The organism is Streptomyces sp. NBC_01669 (genome assembly GCF_026339735.1).
GTDB lineage: Bacteria > Actinomycetota > Actinomycetes > Streptomycetales > Streptomycetaceae > Streptomyces > Streptomyces yanii.
On record NZ_JAPEQG010000003.1, the window covers coordinates 46,673 to 60,861 of the forward strand.

Consider the following 14,189-nt stretch of genomic DNA (forward strand, 5'->3'; position numbering starts at 1 on the left):
ATCCGGGAATGCAGCTGCCGCTCAGATCCCACAACGGCGATCCCGACAAACTACGCCCCTCGATCAGCCACGTCCGCGCGGCCTGATCAGGCTCCACACGACTCAGCAAGCTCCACGAAGCTCACCAAGCTGACGAAGACTCGCAAGGAGAAGAACAATGTCGCTGAAGAAGATCAACACCGTCCTGGCCGCCGCCTTCATCCTCTTCATCCTCTGGTTCGGGTCGGAGTTCATCCTGAGCCCGGAGACGACGGCGCCGGGCTTCGGCCTGCCGAGCTGGCCGTCCGGCGACGGCGACGGCTTCTTGATCATCAAGGGAATCCGCGACGTCGTCTTGGCCCTGGTCCTGGGCATCCTGCTGGTGACGGGCCACCGCCGGGCGCTGGGCTGGGCGCTGCTGATGGAGGCCCTCGCCGCGTACGGCGACATGACCACCGTGCTGGCCCACCACGGCTCCGTGGCCACCGCGCTCGGCGTCCACTGCCTGACCGCGACACTGATGGTGGTCAACGGCCTGCTGATAATGCGCGAGACCCGCAAGGTCGCGGCCGCTCCGGCGACGCCCGCCCCGCAGCCCGCCTAACGCCACCTTGGCGCGTGTCGGTATTCGCCTGTCAGCGCCTGCCGGGAACGGCGAGGCGCACGATCTTCTTCCAGTGGGCGGCGGCCTGGTCCCGTTTCTCCGGGATGGCGCAGCGCGGCCCCCTGCCCCGATTCTCATAAACGGTCGTTTGTGAGAGGGGGTTGGCGTTCCGAGCGCGTGCAGGACTCGCCTCCGGCCGGGTTCGTGTGCTGCCATTACTGCTGGTCGAGGGCGACGGCGACCTGGTCCAGGTGGGCATGGTGATTCCACGTGTCCACGGTGTGAAGGGTGGCGGGGGGTGTCCCGATCCCGCTCGGTCGAACTGCGGAATCGGGACATCGCACGATCGGTGGATGGGGGCCTGGCCGCCCGTCCTGGGCGGGTCACTTGTGGAGAACGGCCTGGATTTCGAGGCTGATCGACACCTTGTTGCTGAGCGCGACGCCACCGGCGTCGATGCCGAAGTCGCGCCGGTTGATCTCCGCGGTCGCGGAGAAGCTGGCCCGCTGTCCATCCCGCTGGTCCGAGCTGAAGGCATTCACCTTGAGGGTCAGCAGCACCTGCCGTGTGATGCCGTGCAACGTCAGCTCACCGTCGACGGCCCAACCGTCGACGGTCTGGCGGATGCCGGTCGAGCGGTAGCTCATCATCGGGTACGTGTCGACGTCGAGGTATTCGGCGGCGTGGAGGTGGTTGTCGCGCTTTTCGTTGCCGGTGTCGATGGATGCGAGGTCGATCGTCGCGGTGACCGACGAGCGCAGTGGGTTCTTGTCCGTGACGAGCGTGACGTCGTGGGTGGTGAACCGGCCCCGCGTCTTGCTGATCCCGAGGAGGCGGACGGAGAAGGCGATCTCGGAGTGCGCCGGGTCGGCCTTCCACGTGCCGGCCAGATAGCCCGGAATCGCGGCGGTCGCGGGACCGGTGTTCATCGTTTCGTTCATGGCTTCCTCCATGGTTGTGCGGCCGCGGCCGCACGGCGAGGGGGATGGTGGTCGGGGTCGGCGCCCGTGATCCATCGCGAGCGGCGCGCCCGCCGGCGCCTGGGGGCCCAAGACGTCGGTCGTCGCGGACAGTTGCCTGGTGTTGCTCGAACTCCTGTGATCTGTCAGGGCTCGAGGTCGACCGCTCCTTTGCCGCTCGCGATGTCGAGCGGCACCGAGACGTGGTCGTGCGTGATCAACCACGTGTCGTCGATCTTCCGGAAGCAGTACGTGACCCTGACCCACATACCGCCCATCGCCGTCCCGTCCTTCAGCGTGCCGCTGAGACGAGCAAAGGCGTGCCCGAAGGCCACGTCATCGCCCACGGTGAGGGTCAGCTCGCGAACCTCGTAGGTCACGCTCTCGAAGAACGCGAACACGGGCGCCCAGTTCTCGAGTTTCTCCTCCACCCCCATATTCTGGAGCGGCGGCTCGATGTCGAAGGACACGATGTCCGTTGCGTACAGCTTCTTCAGGCCCCCGGGATCCTTGGCCTGGAGTCTCTCGGCGATCATGTCGACTTGCCGGCGAATCTCGGCTTCGTCCATCTCGCGTTGCGTAGGCATCGCGACCCCACCTTCCCTTTCGTGGTGGAACCTTGGCTTCTCACACGCTCCGCTCTGCGGATTGTGCTGCACCTATCAGCGCAGAATTTCGGCCCGCACCCTCTCTTTCGGCGTTGCGATGTCCCAGTAGCGAACGGTGCCCCGCGCATTACTGAAGTCGCCTGTACCGCCGGTGATGGCCATGTCGAGCTGGCTTGTTCCGCTCACCCAGAGCGACTGCATCGTCAGAGAGCCACGCTTGAGTTCCATCGTGATCAGGCACTGTGTCGTGAGTGCTTCGCCATTGATGTGAATGACCTGGCACGACCCACCCCCACGTCCGACACTGCGTCCGTCCTTTATCGCGGTGCCGGAGTAGACGTACGTATCACCCAGGCTCGACCCTTTCGGGTCGAGATCGGTATACGCGTTCTGATCGTTCTGAACCTTGAGTTCGAGGACCTCGACTTGTCGCCTTTCCGGGGCATCAGCGTCTGCGCTGTTTACGGCAAAGACGCCCACCAAAGCGGTGACCAGCGAAATAGCGAAAAGTTTTGTGAGCGACGCTCGTGTGTTGTTGTTCCTCCTTTCCCTGTCATGCACGCCGACGGATCCCAGCCTCCTGGTGACCATGATGGAACCTCCTCATTCGCTCAAGCAGTTTCTGCCCCTGGTGGGCGTTGCCGGTCAGGCGGGCGCCGGAGGGTCGACCTCGCCGCCGACCCTGGAGCGCCCGGTAGGTACGCCGACGAGCTGAGCGCCAACGTGCTGGCTGGGGTGATGTGTTCGTCTCAGCGGTTCGACAACACAGCCCCGCGGAATGTGAGGCCGGTGCGTCGCCTCACATTCCGCGGGGCTGTGTTGTCGAACCGGTAAGGGCAGATACGACGAAGGGAGCCGTCGGCACCATGAGCACCCGATCCGAGCCAGGACACGGCCGGCCCGATCCGGGCCTGGACGCGCTCATGAGCGAGCGGCGCCAACTGATCAATCGCGCGTACCGGCTTCTGGGCTCCCTGACCGAGGCCGAGGACGCCGTCCAGGAGACCTACACCCGCTGGTACGCCATGTCACGGCAGCAGCAGGACGCCATCGAGAACCCCGGCGCATGGCTGACGACAGTTGCCGTCCGCATCTGCCTCAACCTGCTCGGCTCGGCACGGGCCAGGCGAGAGACCTACGTGGGCGAATGGATCCCAGAGCCACTGCCCGAGCATTCGGAGTGGATCAGTGGGCGGGCGGACGGTGCGACGGCCGACCCGGCCGACCGGGTCACCCTGGACGAGTCGGTCAACCTGGCCTTCCTGGTCGTGCTCGAATCGATGACCCCGGCCGAACGCGTCGCGTTCATCCTGCACGACGTCTTCTGCCACTCGTTTGCCGAAGTGGCCGAGATCGTCGGCCGGACCCCGGCGGCATGCCGCCAGCTGGCCTCCTCGGCCCGCCGCCGCATCCGGGCCGCGCAATCTTCCACGACTTCGGCAGCCCAACGCACCGCCGTCGTCAGGGACTTCAAGCAAGCCTGGGAGGCCAAGGACATCGACGGCCTGATCGACCTGCTCGACCCCGATGCCACAGCGATCGCCGACGGCGGTGGCCTTGCCATCACCTTCCCGCACCCCATCGAAGGCGCTGAGAAGATCGCGCACGTCTGGCGAGAGATCGCCCGCCGCAAGCCCGACACCATGACGTTCCTGGAGCGTACGGTCAACGGTCAGCCCGGTCTGGTGGCTCAGCAGGACGGCGTCATCGTGTCGGTGTACGCGTTCGAGGTCGCGGACGACCGGATCAAGCACATCTGGGTCGTACGCAACCCCGAGAAGCTCCATCGCTGGACGACGGGTTGAGGCGCGTTTACCTACCGTCCGGTCCGCTCACAGCCGCCGCCGGGCAGCGGAACACCTTCAAGGAGCGGGAACGAGGCCGGGGGCGATACCGATCATGGTCACGCCCGTCCTCGCCTCGCCCACGAACTTCTTGGCCGTCGCCGCCAGAGCGTTCCGAGGCACCGTCGGGTCTACGCCCTCTGTGCACACAAGGATCCGACTCGCCAGATCGCAGCCGGTCTCGCCCTGGTCGGCTTCGCCGCCAAGGCCGACAACATTGCGGTTGGCGGGGGGTCGGTCGAGTTGGGTGAGTTTCTCCTGCGCTGCGGCAACGCTCACCTGTAGCCCTTCCACCTTGCCGAGCCATCTGGCTTTGAACCGTTCCGGGTTTGATCGAGACTCGACCTTTTGGAAGGATCGAGTCCGTTATGGCAAAGCAATACCCGAAGGAGCTCAAGGAGCGGGCCGTGCGTCTGGTCCTGGAGACTCGTGAGCAGTACAAGACCGAGTCCGCGGCGATCCGATCGATCGGGGCGAAGCTCGACATCGGGCCGGAGTCCCTGCGGAACTGGGTGCGTCAGGCCGAGGTCGACGCCGGTGCTCGGACCGGGACCACGACGGAGGAATCCGCCCAGCTCAAGGCCCTCAAGAAGGAGGTCGCCGAGCTGAAGCGGGCGAACGAGATCTTGAAGGCTGCGGCCAGTTTCTTCGCGGCCGAGCTCGACCGGCCACACACACGCTCGTAGCGTTCATCGACGAGCACCGGGACCGCTTCGGCGGAGTCGAGCCGATCTGCAGGACGCTCACCGAGCACGACTGCAGCATCCACCCGTCCACCTACTACGCGCACAAGAAGCGTCTGCCATCGGCCCGTGCCCTGCGGGACGCGGAACTGGCACCGCTGATCATCAAGATCTACCGGGACAACTACAGCGTCTACGGAGCCCGCAAGATCTGGGCCGAACTCAAAAGACAAGGTCATCAGGTGGCCCGGTGCACCGTGGAGCGCCTGATGAGAGCCGAGGGCCTCACGGGAGCGGTGCGCGGCAAGAAAATCGTCACCACAGTGGCGGACAAGGAAGCCGAGCGGGCCCCGGACCGGCTGGGCCGGCAGTTCGTGGCGACCGCCCCGAACCGCGTGTGAGTCGCTGACTTCACCTACGTGGCCACCTGGTCTGGCACCGTCTATGTCGCGTTCGTCGTGGACACTTTTTCCGGCTCTCCTGTCGCTTCCGTGGGTCGTTGACCAGGGCTGATACGCAGAACACGCCGTACCCGGGGTACGTTTCGACTGCTGAAGGTACGAAACGAATAAACCTGGATACGGCGTGCAAAGTAAGAGGATATGGGTTCGGTTGCTCGGTGTCGAAAAGACGCTGATCGAGCAGGTCGAGGCCGAGGAGGCAGACCCCGAGGGCGGTGTCCGGGGTGAGCTGGTGATCGTGGCGCATGTCCGACCGGCGAAGGGCCACAGGGAGCGGTGCGGGATCTGTCGGCGCAAGGTGGCGAAGTACGACGCTGGTGAGGGACGCCGCCGCTGGCGGGCCCTGGACCTGGGCGTCATCCAGGCATTCCTCGAGGCCGACGCGCCCCGGGTCTCCTGCCCCGAGCACGGCATAGTCGTCGCCTCGGTTCCCTGGGCGAGGCACGGCGCCGGACATACCCTGGCGTTCGACGCGCAGGTGGCCTGGCTGGCGACCTGCTGTTCCAAGACGTCCGTCACCCAGCTCATGCGGACCGGTTGGCGCACGGTGGGCAACATCGTCGCCCGGGTCTGGGCGGACGTCGAGAAGTCGGTGGACCTGTTCGCCGGGCTACGACGGATCGGTATTGACGAGATCAGCTACAAGAAGCGCCACAAGTACCTGACCGTCGTGGTGGATCACGACTCCGGGCGTCTGGTCTGGGCTGAGGCCGGCCGGGACAAGGCCACCCTGCGTAAGTTCTTCGACGCCCTGGGGAACGAGCGCGCCACGAAGCTCACCCACGTGTCCGCGGATGCGGCCGACTGGATCTCCACGGTGGTCGCCGAGCGCTGCCCGCAGGCGGTACGGGTGATGGACCCGTTTCACGTCGTTCAGTGGACCACCGACGCCCTGGACGTCGTGCGCCGTCAGGTGTGGAACGCCGAGCGCGGAGGCAAGGGCAGATCCACCCGAGGCTCGAAGTCCCTGAAGAAGGCCCGCTTCGCGCTGTGGAAGAACCCCGAGGACCTCACGGCCGGGCAGCGGGCCCAACTGCTCTTCATCGCCAAGGCTCACCCGCTGCTCCACCGGGCGTACTTGCTCAAGGAAGGTCTGCGCACCGCCCTCAAACAGGGCCCCGACACCACCGAGGCGCTGTGGGACTGGGTGCTCTGGGCCCGCCGCTCACGAATAGCCGCCTTCGTCGAGCTGCAGCGCAGCATCGTCAGACACTTCGACGCCATCACCGCCGCCGCCGAGCACGGGCTGAGCAACGGCCTGGTCGAGTCCATGAACACCAAAATCCGACTGATCACCCGCATCGCCTTCGGCTTCAAGGACCCCAAGTCCCTCATCGCCCTCGCGATGCTCAGCCTCGGCGGCCACCGACCCCAGCTACCAGGCCGTCAACTCACGAACTGACCACCCACGGAAGCGACAGGAGAGCCCTTTTTCCCGCCGGATCGTCGGCTGGTCCGCCGCGACGAACAAGCAGACACCGCTCGTGCTGTCCGCACTCGAAATGGGCCTATGGCAACGCGACCGCGCCAATACCCCAGTAATTCCACGGGAGTTGATTCATCACTCCGATGCCGGCTCGCAGGGTGGATTCAACCGGTCGTCGCAACACCTCGATCATGGAGGTGTCCGATGGGGCGACCGGCAGGGTGGACGACGGCGGTGACGGGGCGCCCGGCGATGCGGTCTCCGGGCAGGCCACCGGTCCGCCGGGATGTGGAGCGTGCCTTCTGGAAGAAGATCGCTGACGGGCTGACCAGCGAGGACGCGGCGATCGCGTGCGGCGTGTCGGGGCCGGTCGGCTCGCGATGGTTCCGGGAACGTGGCGGTATGCCGTCGATCGAGCTGGGCCCGGTGTCGGGCAGGTATCTCTCCTTTGCAGAGCGCGAGGAGATCGCTGTGCTGAAGGCTCAGAACACCGGGGTCCGAGAGATCGCCCGTCGGCTGGGCAGGCACCCGTCCACTGTTTCGCGGGAACTGCGGCGCAATGCGGCCACCCGCAGCGGACAACTCGCCTACCGGGCGTCGATCGCGCAGTGGAAGGCCGAGCTGGCCGCGCGGCGGCCGAAGCCGTCCAAACTTGCCTGCAGCGAGCGGCTGCACGAGTACGTCCAGGACCGCCTGGCCGGAGAGATCCACCGCCCGGACGGCATGCCGGCGCCGGGACCTGCGGCACCGCCGTGGAAGGGACGGAACAAGCCGAGGCGCCAGGACCGCCGTTGGGTCAACTCGTGGAGTCCGCAGCAGATCTCCCACCGGCTCAAGGTCGACTTCCCCGATGATGAGTCCATGCGCATCTCTCACGAGGCGATCTACCAGGCCCTCTACATCCAGGGCCGCGGAGCACTCAAGCGCGAGCTGGTCGCCTGCCTGCGCACCGGCCGTGCGCTGCGGGTGCCCCGGGCTCGCACCTCCGGCCGGGGAAAGAAGTTCGTCACCGAGGACGTGCTGATCAGTCAGCGGCCGGCCGAGGCGGAGGACCGGGCGGTCCCCGGCCACTGGGAGGGCGACCTCATCATCGGCCTCAACAGCTCCGCGATCGGCACCCTGGTCGAACGCACCAGCAGGTTCACGATGCTGCTGCACCTACCGCCCATGCCCGGCCACGACGGCACACGGGCCAAGAACGGCCCCCCACTGGCCGGCCACGGAGCCGCAGCCGTACGCGACGCCCTGACGGAAGCGATCACCCGCCTACCCGCCCAACTACGCAAGTCCCTTACCTGGGACCAGGGTTCGGAAATGGCGCAGCACGCCGAACTCCGCATCGACACCGGCCTGGAGATCTACTTCGCCGACCCGCACAGCCCCTGGCAGCGCGGCACGAACGAGAACACCAACGGGCTGCTACGGCAGTACTTCCCGAAGGGCACCGACCTCAGCAGACACACCCGCGAGGATCTCGCTGCCGTCGCAGCTGCCCTCAACGGCCGCCCCCGCAAAACCCTGGGCTGGAGGACACCCTCCGAGACTCTCAACAGTCATCTACTATCAACACAAAACGGAAGTGTTGCGACGACTCCTTGAACCCGGGCAATATACGTCGATCAAGCTCACAACTCGCCTACTACGAGCGGGGGTTCAGGCGTCCATGGGCTCGGTCGGGGACTCGTACGATAACGCCCTCGCGGAGAACCTGTGGATGATCACCAAGACGGAGTGCATCCGCGGCCGCGTCTTCGCCACCCGGGCCGAGGCGAACCTGGCGCTGTTCGAGTACATCGATGGGTTCTATAACTCCCGGCGCATCCAGAAGCGGCTCGGCTACCTCAGTCCGATCGAGTTCGAGGAGAAGTACTACGCCGACCAGGCAACGGCCGAACGAACGAACCTGAAACCCCGTCAACCCCTCCTGACCAGCTGATCAGTATCTCCCGCAGGCCGGGGGAACCTCACTTCGACCAGTCGGAGCGAGGGCCTTTGCGAGTGAGTCGTCTGGTCATGAGGATGATGAATGCCCAGGTCAGGTGAGTTTCGGAGTGCGCCGTCTTCGTCAGCCCCCGGCGACCGCGGCGGCGGCCTGCTGTTCGGCGCGGGTGCGGGTGGCGGCCAGGCGGTAGGAGTCGGTGCCGGTCTCGATGATGTTGCCGCCGAACGTCAATCGGTCCACGATGGCCGCGCAGAGCCTTGGATCCGTAAAGGTTTTGGTCCATCCTCCAAAGGATTCGTTGGAGGCGATCGCCACAGAATTCTTTTCCTCACGCTCCGTCAAAACCTGGAACAGCAGCTCCGCCCCGCGACGATCAAGCTCCATATACCCTAGTTCGTCAATACAGAGAAGATCGACGCGGCCGTAGCGGGCGATGGTCTTGGCCAGCAGCTTCTCGTCGGCGGCCTCCACCAGCTCGTTGACGAGCTTGGTGGCCAGCACGTACTTCACCCGGTACTCGTGCATCGCCGCCTCGGTGCCCAGCGCGATGAGCAGGTGTGACTTGCCGGTTCCGCTGTCGCCGATCAGACACAGCGGCAGGCCCTTCTTGACCCAGTCGCACTTGGCGAGGGTGTGGATGGCCGCCGCGTCGATGACGGAGTTGGCGTCGAAGTCGAACTGCCGGATCGACTTCTCGCGTGGGAAGCCGGCCGCCTTGATCCGGCGCTCCGAGCGGCGGCGTGCCCGGTCGTCGCATTCGGACAGCAGCAGTTCGGCCAGGAACCCGCGATACGTCATCTGGTCGCGGACGGCGGCTTCGGCCAGTTCGGGGTACTGGGAGCGAATAGTGGGCAGCCGGAGCATCCGGCACGCCTGGTCCACGGCGGTGTCGGCAGCCTGTTCGGTCAGTCCGCGGTTGCGCTTGGCGGTCACGGTGCCTCTTCCTGGTATGCCTGGCCGTCGGCGGGACGCCGACGGAATCGCAGCAGCTGGTCGTAGACGGCCACCGACGGCAGCGGCCTGGGGTCGGGCGGCAGCGCGGCCAGGCGCCGCTCGGTCAGCGAGGTCACCGTCGCCCCGCCGTCCACCCGGCGGCGTGGGATGTCCTGGTCGGCCGGCTGTTCGGCGCCCTGGTCGGCCTCGCCCCACTTGCGGGCCTCCAGGGCGACCGCGTCGGCGGTCAGCGCGCCGGCCCGCAGCGCGGTCGCGATCCCGGCCACCACGTGCTCGTGGAATATGTGCCGGTGCAGCAGCAGGACCGCGATCAGCGCCCGGGTGCCCTCCGCGTCGCCGTGGGCGGTGCAGGCCGCCTGCCACCAGGCGTCGTGGACCGGGGTGAACTTGCCCGCCGACCGCGCCTGGTCCAGCGCGGTCGCCCCGGGCAGTGCGCCGGGTTTGCGGACCAGCGCCTCCAGGTAGTGGTCCAGCTCCAGCCGGGAGCCGCCCTTGGCGATCAGCCGCTCGTGGCGGGCGACCTCCTTGTGCGCGTCGTAGACCACCAGCTCGGAGGCGTGCAGCACGACCCGCACCATCCGGCCGATCAGCCGCACCGGCACCGAGTAGTGGTTGGTGCGCACGCTGACCTGGCTGTAGCGGTCCACCCGCAGCGAGGACACCAGCCCGGTCTCGAACTCCTCCTCCGGCAGCGCCACCAGCAGCGGGCGCTCGACGGCGAACATCTCACCGATCGTCAGGGCCCGCTGCATGATCCGGCGGGCGTCGTCCTCCTCGTCCCAGCGCTCCACCATGGCGTTCAGCTCCGCCAGCGAGGCGACCTTCGGGACGGGGACCAGGTGGTTTCTGCGGAACCAGCCGATCTGCCCCTCGACGCCGCCCTTTTCATGGGCGCCCTCGATGCCAGGGTTGCAGTAGAAACTGTTGATCGAGAAATGGGACCGGAACGCCGTCCAGCGGTCACTTTCCACCCGGCCCCGGGTGCGGCCCAGCAACTGGCTGACCGCGGCGCGCAAGTTGTCGTAGCGGACCTTGCCGCGCGGCACGCCGCCCAGCACCTCCAGCGCGTGGACATGGCCTTCCAGGAACGCTTCCTGCCCGCACGAAGCGAAGATCTTGTGCACGGCCTTCCCGCTGAACGACAGCCGCAGCGAGAACAGGAACACCTTGGTGGACACGCCGTCCAGGTGGATCCACACGTCCCCGAAGTCGACCTCCGCCTCGTCACCGGGCCGGTGGGTCTGCGGCACGAACGCCTGCGGCGGCCCCCGGCCCTCCTCCACCCGGATCTCCGGGCGGCGTCCGGCGATGTAGGCGCGGACCATCGAGTAGGTCACGCCCCGGGCGTCGTGCTCGTCGATCAGCCGGTCGAAGACTCGCTTGACGGTGTGACGCTGCTTGCGCGGCGCGTCCAGGTCCTCCCGCAGGATCTCGTCGATCGTCGCCTTGAACGGATCCAGGCGCGAGATCCGCGGCGGAAGCTGCTTGCGCGGCGCCGGCCACACCGACTCCAGTGCCAGCGCCACCGTCCTGCGGCCCACCCCGTACTTGGCCGACAAAGCCCTGCTGGACAGCCCTTCGACCCGAGCGTCATGGCGTATCGCCGCGTACAACTCGACCTTCGAAACGGGCACTTGGTCCACCCAGCGCTAGCCGATGCACCCCGATACTCCCACCACAAGCCCCAAGATGGAGTCAAAACTCACCGACATCAACTCTCCACCGACACCACTGGAGTCAAAACCCACCCACCACTGGCCTCAAAACTGACCTACAAAGCCAGGTGAGGAACACCTGATGACGCAGGCCCTCGTCCTGATCGAACAGGGACAGCTGTGCTCCGGGGTGCGGGCGTTCTCGGCGCACGATGATGCGGGTGCCGGCCGGATAGCCGGTCAGGTCGACCATGCCGGTGAGCTCGGCGACCTCGGCGCCGTCACGCAGGGTTCCGTTCTGGTCCAGGGCGGGGTGCCAGAGAGCGTCGGGTATGGCTCGGACAGCACGGCGGACCGGCTCGGTGACCGCGTATCCGACCGAGAACCGCAGGTTGAGGCCGTGCTCACCCAGAGCCCGGACGTGGGCGAGGAAGACTTTCGCGGATCCGGCGCTGTCGGTGCGGACAAGCCCTCGCCCCACTGCCGCCCGGCCTGGCCCGGCGAGAACCTCAGAGCAGCCTGAGCAGCCATGGCCGTTTGTCCAGAATCCCAGACTAAATCGGCGCTGCAGGGATCGATCTGCGACGCGGTGGGGTGTGGGGTGTGGCCATGAATCAATCTGCTGCGGAGCCTGGAGACCACGGTGTGAACGCTGGCCGCGTTGCACGGACGGAAGCGCCGGTACAGACCGGGATGTCTTCGCCGGAGCCCGCGCGATCCAAACCGGTCCGGCGTGGCCGACCGGAGCCGGTGCGTCGGACGCTTGCCATGATCCACCGCTGGGTGGCGCTGGTGGTCGGTTCGTTGCTGCTGGTTCAAATGACGTGCGGCGTTCCGCTCCTGTGGGGTGCCGAGCTGTTCCGGACGCGCAACGCGGACCTCTATCGCCCCACCTACACCGATGTCTCGTTGACGGCAGGCCAAGCGGTCTCGGTGGTCCACAAAGCCTACCCAGGTTTCGCGCCGGGCAGCGTGACGAAGGACGAGGGGATGTGGCTGGTTGCCGATGCACACCTGAACCTCATCTACGGAGTCGATCCGGGTTCGGGCCGCATCACGGGGTCTGGCCACTTCTATGGCGGCTTCCAGGGGCTGATGGAGAACATTCACGCCTTCGGCCTGTCCAGCCCAAACTATCCAGGATACGTGCCGTTCATGGCCCACACGATCCCATCGTTTGGGGTCGCTCAGCTGGAGGGGGTCACGTTTGGGTCGGCGCTGATCGGGATTCTCGGGGTGGTGCTGATGCTGTTGGCACTGTCCGGGATTGTGCTGTGGTGGCCGGGGATCAAGCGGCTTGCCAGCGGCTTCCGGGTCCGCGCCGGTAAGAGCGGCTACGTACGTGACCGGGATCTGCACAAGGTCGTGGGGATCGTAGCGATTCCCTTCCTGCTGATGTGGGGCCTGACCGGGGCGGCCGCCCAGTTCCCGTTCATCCAGCAGGCCTTCCTGGTCGTCACCGGTGGCCATACCGACCACGCCGACGTGAAGAGCTTGAACTGGGCATTCTCCAGCGATAGAACAAACTCACCGACGGGCGCAGACATCGGCATCGACGCGGCTTCGAAGGCAGCTCTAGCCACCGTTGCCGGGACGATCCACAACACCACCCTGCCCGACCCCGTCGACCCCACCTCGGCCTACCTTTTTGAGATCTCCCAGCCTTCCGGAGACCCGTACAGCCAGACCATGCTGGCCGGGAATGGCTGGGTCTACGTGGACAGGTACGACGCCAAGCACGTAAAGGTGGTCTGGGGCGGTCACGGCTCGACGACTGCGAACACGTTCTACGAGCAGGTGATCTATCCCAGCCACTTTGGGTGGTACGTCAACGGGGGGTGGCGTCTCATCTGGGCCGCGTTCGGGCTGAGTCCGCTCCTGCTGGCGGTGACCGGCGCCTCGACCTGGCTGGTGCGTACCCGCAAACGTCGCGCCCGGCAGGCACGTCGGCAAGCGGTGCCGGCCACATGAGTCAGTCCCTCGCGCTCACCACAGTCCTGTACGCATGCGGACTCGCCGGATGGATCGTGATCCAGTCCCTTCGTGAGACACCCCAACCTCGGATAGTGGCGGCGGCCCTGGGCGTGCTCGAGGTGGCCCTGGTACTGCTGGCCGCGCTCGACGTGGCGACCGTCGCCACTGGCCACCGACCGCGCGACCTGTCCGTGCACCTTGCCTACGTCGGCGCCGCGGTGCTGGTGGTGCCGCTCACAGTGTTGATCGGCGGGGCCGGGCGAAAGAGTGTGGGGATAACCGGTGCGGTCGGGTGCGCGGCGGCCGCGGTCGTCGTGCTGAGGATGCAGATGACTGGGGCGGCATAGATGGCTGCTACGTGGACGGGCCGGCTGGATGTGGCGCGAGTACTGCCGGCCACCTATGCGGTGTTTGCTCTCGCTGCCGGGGGCCGTAGCACGGTCCAGCTGGCGACGCACGCCTCGCGAGCCCCGCTGGCCTACACGCTGTCGGCCCTGGCCGCGCTCGTCTACCTTGCCGGCCTCATCGCGTTGTTGCGGGCCGGGTCCGGGCCGCGCGCGCACCGGGTTGCGGCTGTGGTGTGCATGGTGGAGCTGGTGGGCGTCGTGGGTGTGGGGGCCGCGAGCCTGCTGGACCCGCGTGCGTTTCCTGACGACACGATATGGTCTCGGTTCGGCAGCGGGTACGGCTTTGTGCCCGCCGTCCTTCCGGTACTGGCGCTGCTCTGGCTTCGGACCGACCACCACGCGGACTCAGTAAAGGTTGCGCCGGGTGCTCGGGTGAGTGCAAGGGATACGCCCCGGATCTAGAGATCTTTAAGGGTATGGGTTGCGTCCGGTCGCAGCGGTTGCCGTCGGCGGCGCTACGCCGGAGGGATGAGGTATCTCGATAGCGGTGGGTTGACGGCCGAGGAACGGGATCGGTGCGAGCAAGTGCGGCTCGCGGCCGCTGACTTGATCAAAGACGGGGTCAGTGGCCGAGAGGTGGCCTGGAGGTTCCGTGTGACTCGGGTGCTGGCGAACCGCTAGCCGCCGGGCTGGCATCGGGCGGTCGGCAAGCCCTGATCTCCAAGGGCCCTGGTGGCGCCCGCTGCAAGCTCG

At 66.7% G+C, this 14,189-nt stretch carries 17 protein-coding genes and 1 pseudogene; 12 read left to right on the forward strand and 6 right to left on the reverse strand.

The window, feature by feature from the left end:
• The first annotated feature begins 157 nt into the window (after nucleotides 1-157).
• The gene (locus OG972_RS47075; RefSeq protein WP_266993140.1) at nucleotides 158-583 is read left to right on the forward strand and encodes a DUF4267 domain-containing protein; all 426 of its coding nucleotides are present in this window, start codon (nucleotides 158-160) and stop codon (nucleotides 581-583) included.
• A 383-nt stretch (nucleotides 584-966) separates the two neighbouring features.
• Here OG972_RS47075 and OG972_RS47080 read toward each other — a convergent pair whose 3' ends face one another.
• The 3 genes from OG972_RS47080 to OG972_RS47090 form a co-directional block, all read right to left on the reverse strand.
• Nucleotides 967-1,524: a YceI family protein gene (locus OG972_RS47080; RefSeq protein ID WP_266993142.1), complete on the reverse strand. Its 558-nt coding sequence runs from the start codon at nucleotides 1,522-1,524 to the stop codon at nucleotides 967-969.
• Between the two features lie 164 nt (nucleotides 1,525-1,688).
• Complete coding sequence (locus tag OG972_RS47085) at nucleotides 1,689-2,111, reverse strand: nuclear transport factor 2 family protein (RefSeq protein WP_266993144.1); 423 nt, start codon at nucleotides 2,109-2,111, stop codon at nucleotides 1,689-1,691.
• A gap of 93 nt (nucleotides 2,112-2,204) precedes the next feature.
• A complete protein-coding gene (locus tag OG972_RS47090) occupies nucleotides 2,205-2,741 on the reverse strand; it encodes a hypothetical protein (RefSeq protein ID WP_266993146.1) in 537 nt (178 codons plus the stop codon).
• Between the two features lie 275 nt (nucleotides 2,742-3,016).
• Between OG972_RS47090 and sigJ the strand changes: the two genes are divergently transcribed.
• Nucleotides 3,017-3,955 carry an RNA polymerase sigma factor SigJ gene (gene sigJ / locus OG972_RS47095; protein WP_266993148.1) on the forward strand — a complete coding sequence of 313 codons (939 nt, stop codon included), beginning with the start codon at nucleotides 3,017-3,019 and terminating at the stop codon, nucleotides 3,953-3,955.
• 57 nt (nucleotides 3,956-4,012) lie between these two features.
• On the opposite strand, the gene OG972_RS47100 is transcribed toward sigJ, so the two are convergent.
• Entirely contained in the window at nucleotides 4,013-4,273 is a 261-nt protein-coding gene (locus OG972_RS47100) for a hypothetical protein (RefSeq protein WP_266993150.1), read from the reverse strand.
• An 89-nt stretch (nucleotides 4,274-4,362) separates the two neighbouring features.
• On the opposite strand from OG972_RS47100, the gene OG972_RS47105 reads away from it, so the two are divergent.
• The 6 genes and pseudogenes from OG972_RS47105 (at nucleotide 4,363) to OG972_RS47130 (ending at nucleotide 8,500) form a co-directional block, all read left to right on the forward strand.
• Complete coding sequence (locus OG972_RS47105; RefSeq protein WP_266992256.1) at nucleotides 4,363-4,680, forward strand: transposase; 318 nt, start codon at nucleotides 4,363-4,365, stop codon at nucleotides 4,678-4,680.
• A gap of 146 nt (nucleotides 4,681-4,826) precedes the next feature.
• Complete coding sequence (locus tag OG972_RS47110) at nucleotides 4,827-5,078, forward strand: IS3 family transposase (protein WP_266993676.1); 252 nt, start codon at nucleotides 4,827-4,829, stop codon at nucleotides 5,076-5,078.
• A 184-nt stretch (nucleotides 5,079-5,262) separates the two neighbouring features.
• Nucleotides 5,263-6,540 (forward strand): ISL3 family transposase, encoded by a 1,278-nt coding sequence (locus tag OG972_RS47115; RefSeq protein WP_266992250.1) that lies wholly within the window; start codon nucleotides 5,263-5,265, stop codon nucleotides 6,538-6,540.
• 28 nt (nucleotides 6,541-6,568) lie between these two features.
• Nucleotides 6,569-6,721: pseudogene (locus OG972_RS47120) on the forward strand (IS3 family transposase); the annotation flags it as partial.
• Nucleotides 6,722-6,768: 47 nt separating this feature from the next.
• Nucleotides 6,769-8,163 (forward strand): IS30 family transposase, encoded by a 1,395-nt coding sequence (locus OG972_RS47125; protein ID WP_266987379.1) that lies wholly within the window; start codon nucleotides 6,769-6,771, stop codon nucleotides 8,161-8,163.
• Nucleotides 8,144-8,500, forward strand: a complete 357-nt coding sequence (locus OG972_RS47130) for an IS3 family transposase (protein ID WP_266993151.1) — start codon at nucleotides 8,144-8,146, stop codon at nucleotides 8,498-8,500. The genes OG972_RS47125 and OG972_RS47130 overlap by 20 nt, the downstream gene beginning before the upstream one ends.
• Nucleotides 8,501-8,629: 129 nt before the next feature.
• On the opposite strand, the gene istB is transcribed toward OG972_RS47130, so the two are convergent.
• Both istB and istA read right to left on the reverse strand, forming a co-directional pair.
• Nucleotides 8,630-9,439, reverse strand: coding sequence for an IS21-like element helper ATPase IstB (gene istB, locus OG972_RS47135; protein WP_323135998.1), 810 nt, complete (start codon nucleotides 9,437-9,439; stop codon nucleotides 8,630-8,632).
• On the reverse strand, nucleotides 9,436-11,094 hold the full coding sequence (gene istA, locus OG972_RS47140) for an IS21 family transposase (RefSeq protein ID WP_266993152.1): 1,659 nt from the start codon (nucleotides 11,092-11,094) through the stop codon (nucleotides 9,436-9,438). The genes istB and istA overlap by 4 nt, the downstream gene beginning before the upstream one ends.
• 163 nt (nucleotides 11,095-11,257) lie before the next feature.
• Between istA and OG972_RS47145 the strand changes: the two genes are divergently transcribed.
• The 4 genes from OG972_RS47145 to OG972_RS47160 all read left to right on the forward strand — a co-directional run bounded on the left by OG972_RS47145 (nucleotide 11,258) and on the right by OG972_RS47160 (nucleotide 13,898).
• Complete coding sequence (locus OG972_RS47145; RefSeq protein WP_266993717.1) at nucleotides 11,258-11,638, forward strand: hypothetical protein; 381 nt, start codon at nucleotides 11,258-11,260, stop codon at nucleotides 11,636-11,638.
• A 245-nt stretch (nucleotides 11,639-11,883) separates the two neighbouring features.
• Nucleotides 11,884-13,086, forward strand: a complete 1,203-nt coding sequence (locus tag OG972_RS47150; protein ID WP_266993153.1) for a PepSY domain-containing protein — start codon at nucleotides 11,884-11,886, stop codon at nucleotides 13,084-13,086.
• On the forward strand, nucleotides 13,083-13,436 hold the full coding sequence (locus OG972_RS47155; RefSeq protein ID WP_266993155.1) for a hypothetical protein: 354 nt from the start codon (nucleotides 13,083-13,085) through the stop codon (nucleotides 13,434-13,436). The genes OG972_RS47150 and OG972_RS47155 overlap by 4 nt, the downstream gene beginning before the upstream one ends.
• On the forward strand, nucleotides 13,437-13,898 hold the full coding sequence (locus tag OG972_RS47160) for a hypothetical protein (protein WP_266993157.1): 462 nt from the start codon (nucleotides 13,437-13,439) through the stop codon (nucleotides 13,896-13,898).
• The last annotated feature ends 291 nt before the right edge of the window (nucleotides 13,899-14,189 follow it).

Bases quoted from the DNA above. Each gene is read 5' to 3' on its own strand.
- OG972_RS47125 (WP_266987379.1), top strand. From the start codon at position 6,769: ATGGGGCGACCGGCAGGGTGGACGACGGCGGTGACGGGGCGCCCGGCG.
- OG972_RS47105 (WP_266992256.1), top strand. From the start codon at position 4,363: ATGGCAAAGCAATACCCGAAGGAGCTCAAGGAGCGGGCCGTGCGTCTG.
- OG972_RS47090 (WP_266993146.1), bottom strand. From the start codon at position 2,741: ATGGTCACCAGGAGGCTGGGATCCGTCGGCGTGCATGACAGGGAAAGG.
- OG972_RS47075 (WP_266993140.1), top strand. From the start codon at position 158: ATGTCGCTGAAGAAGATCAACACCGTCCTGGCCGCCGCCTTCATCCTC.
- OG972_RS47145 (WP_266993717.1), top strand. From the start codon at position 11,258: ATGACGCAGGCCCTCGTCCTGATCGAACAGGGACAGCTGTGCTCCGGG.
- sigJ (WP_266993148.1), top strand. From the start codon at position 3,017: ATGAGCACCCGATCCGAGCCAGGACACGGCCGGCCCGATCCGGGCCTG.
- OG972_RS47155 (WP_266993155.1), top strand. From the start codon at position 13,083: ATGAGTCAGTCCCTCGCGCTCACCACAGTCCTGTACGCATGCGGACTC.
- OG972_RS47085 (WP_266993144.1), bottom strand. From the start codon at position 2,111: ATGGACGAAGCCGAGATTCGCCGGCAAGTCGACATGATCGCCGAGAGA.
- OG972_RS47150 (WP_266993153.1), top strand. From the start codon at position 11,884: ATGATCCACCGCTGGGTGGCGCTGGTGGTCGGTTCGTTGCTGCTGGTT.
- OG972_RS47160 (WP_266993157.1), top strand. From the start codon at position 13,437: ATGGCTGCTACGTGGACGGGCCGGCTGGATGTGGCGCGAGTACTGCCG.
- OG972_RS47080 (WP_266993142.1), bottom strand. From the start codon at position 1,524: ATGAACGAAACGATGAACACCGGTCCCGCGACCGCCGCGATTCCGGGC.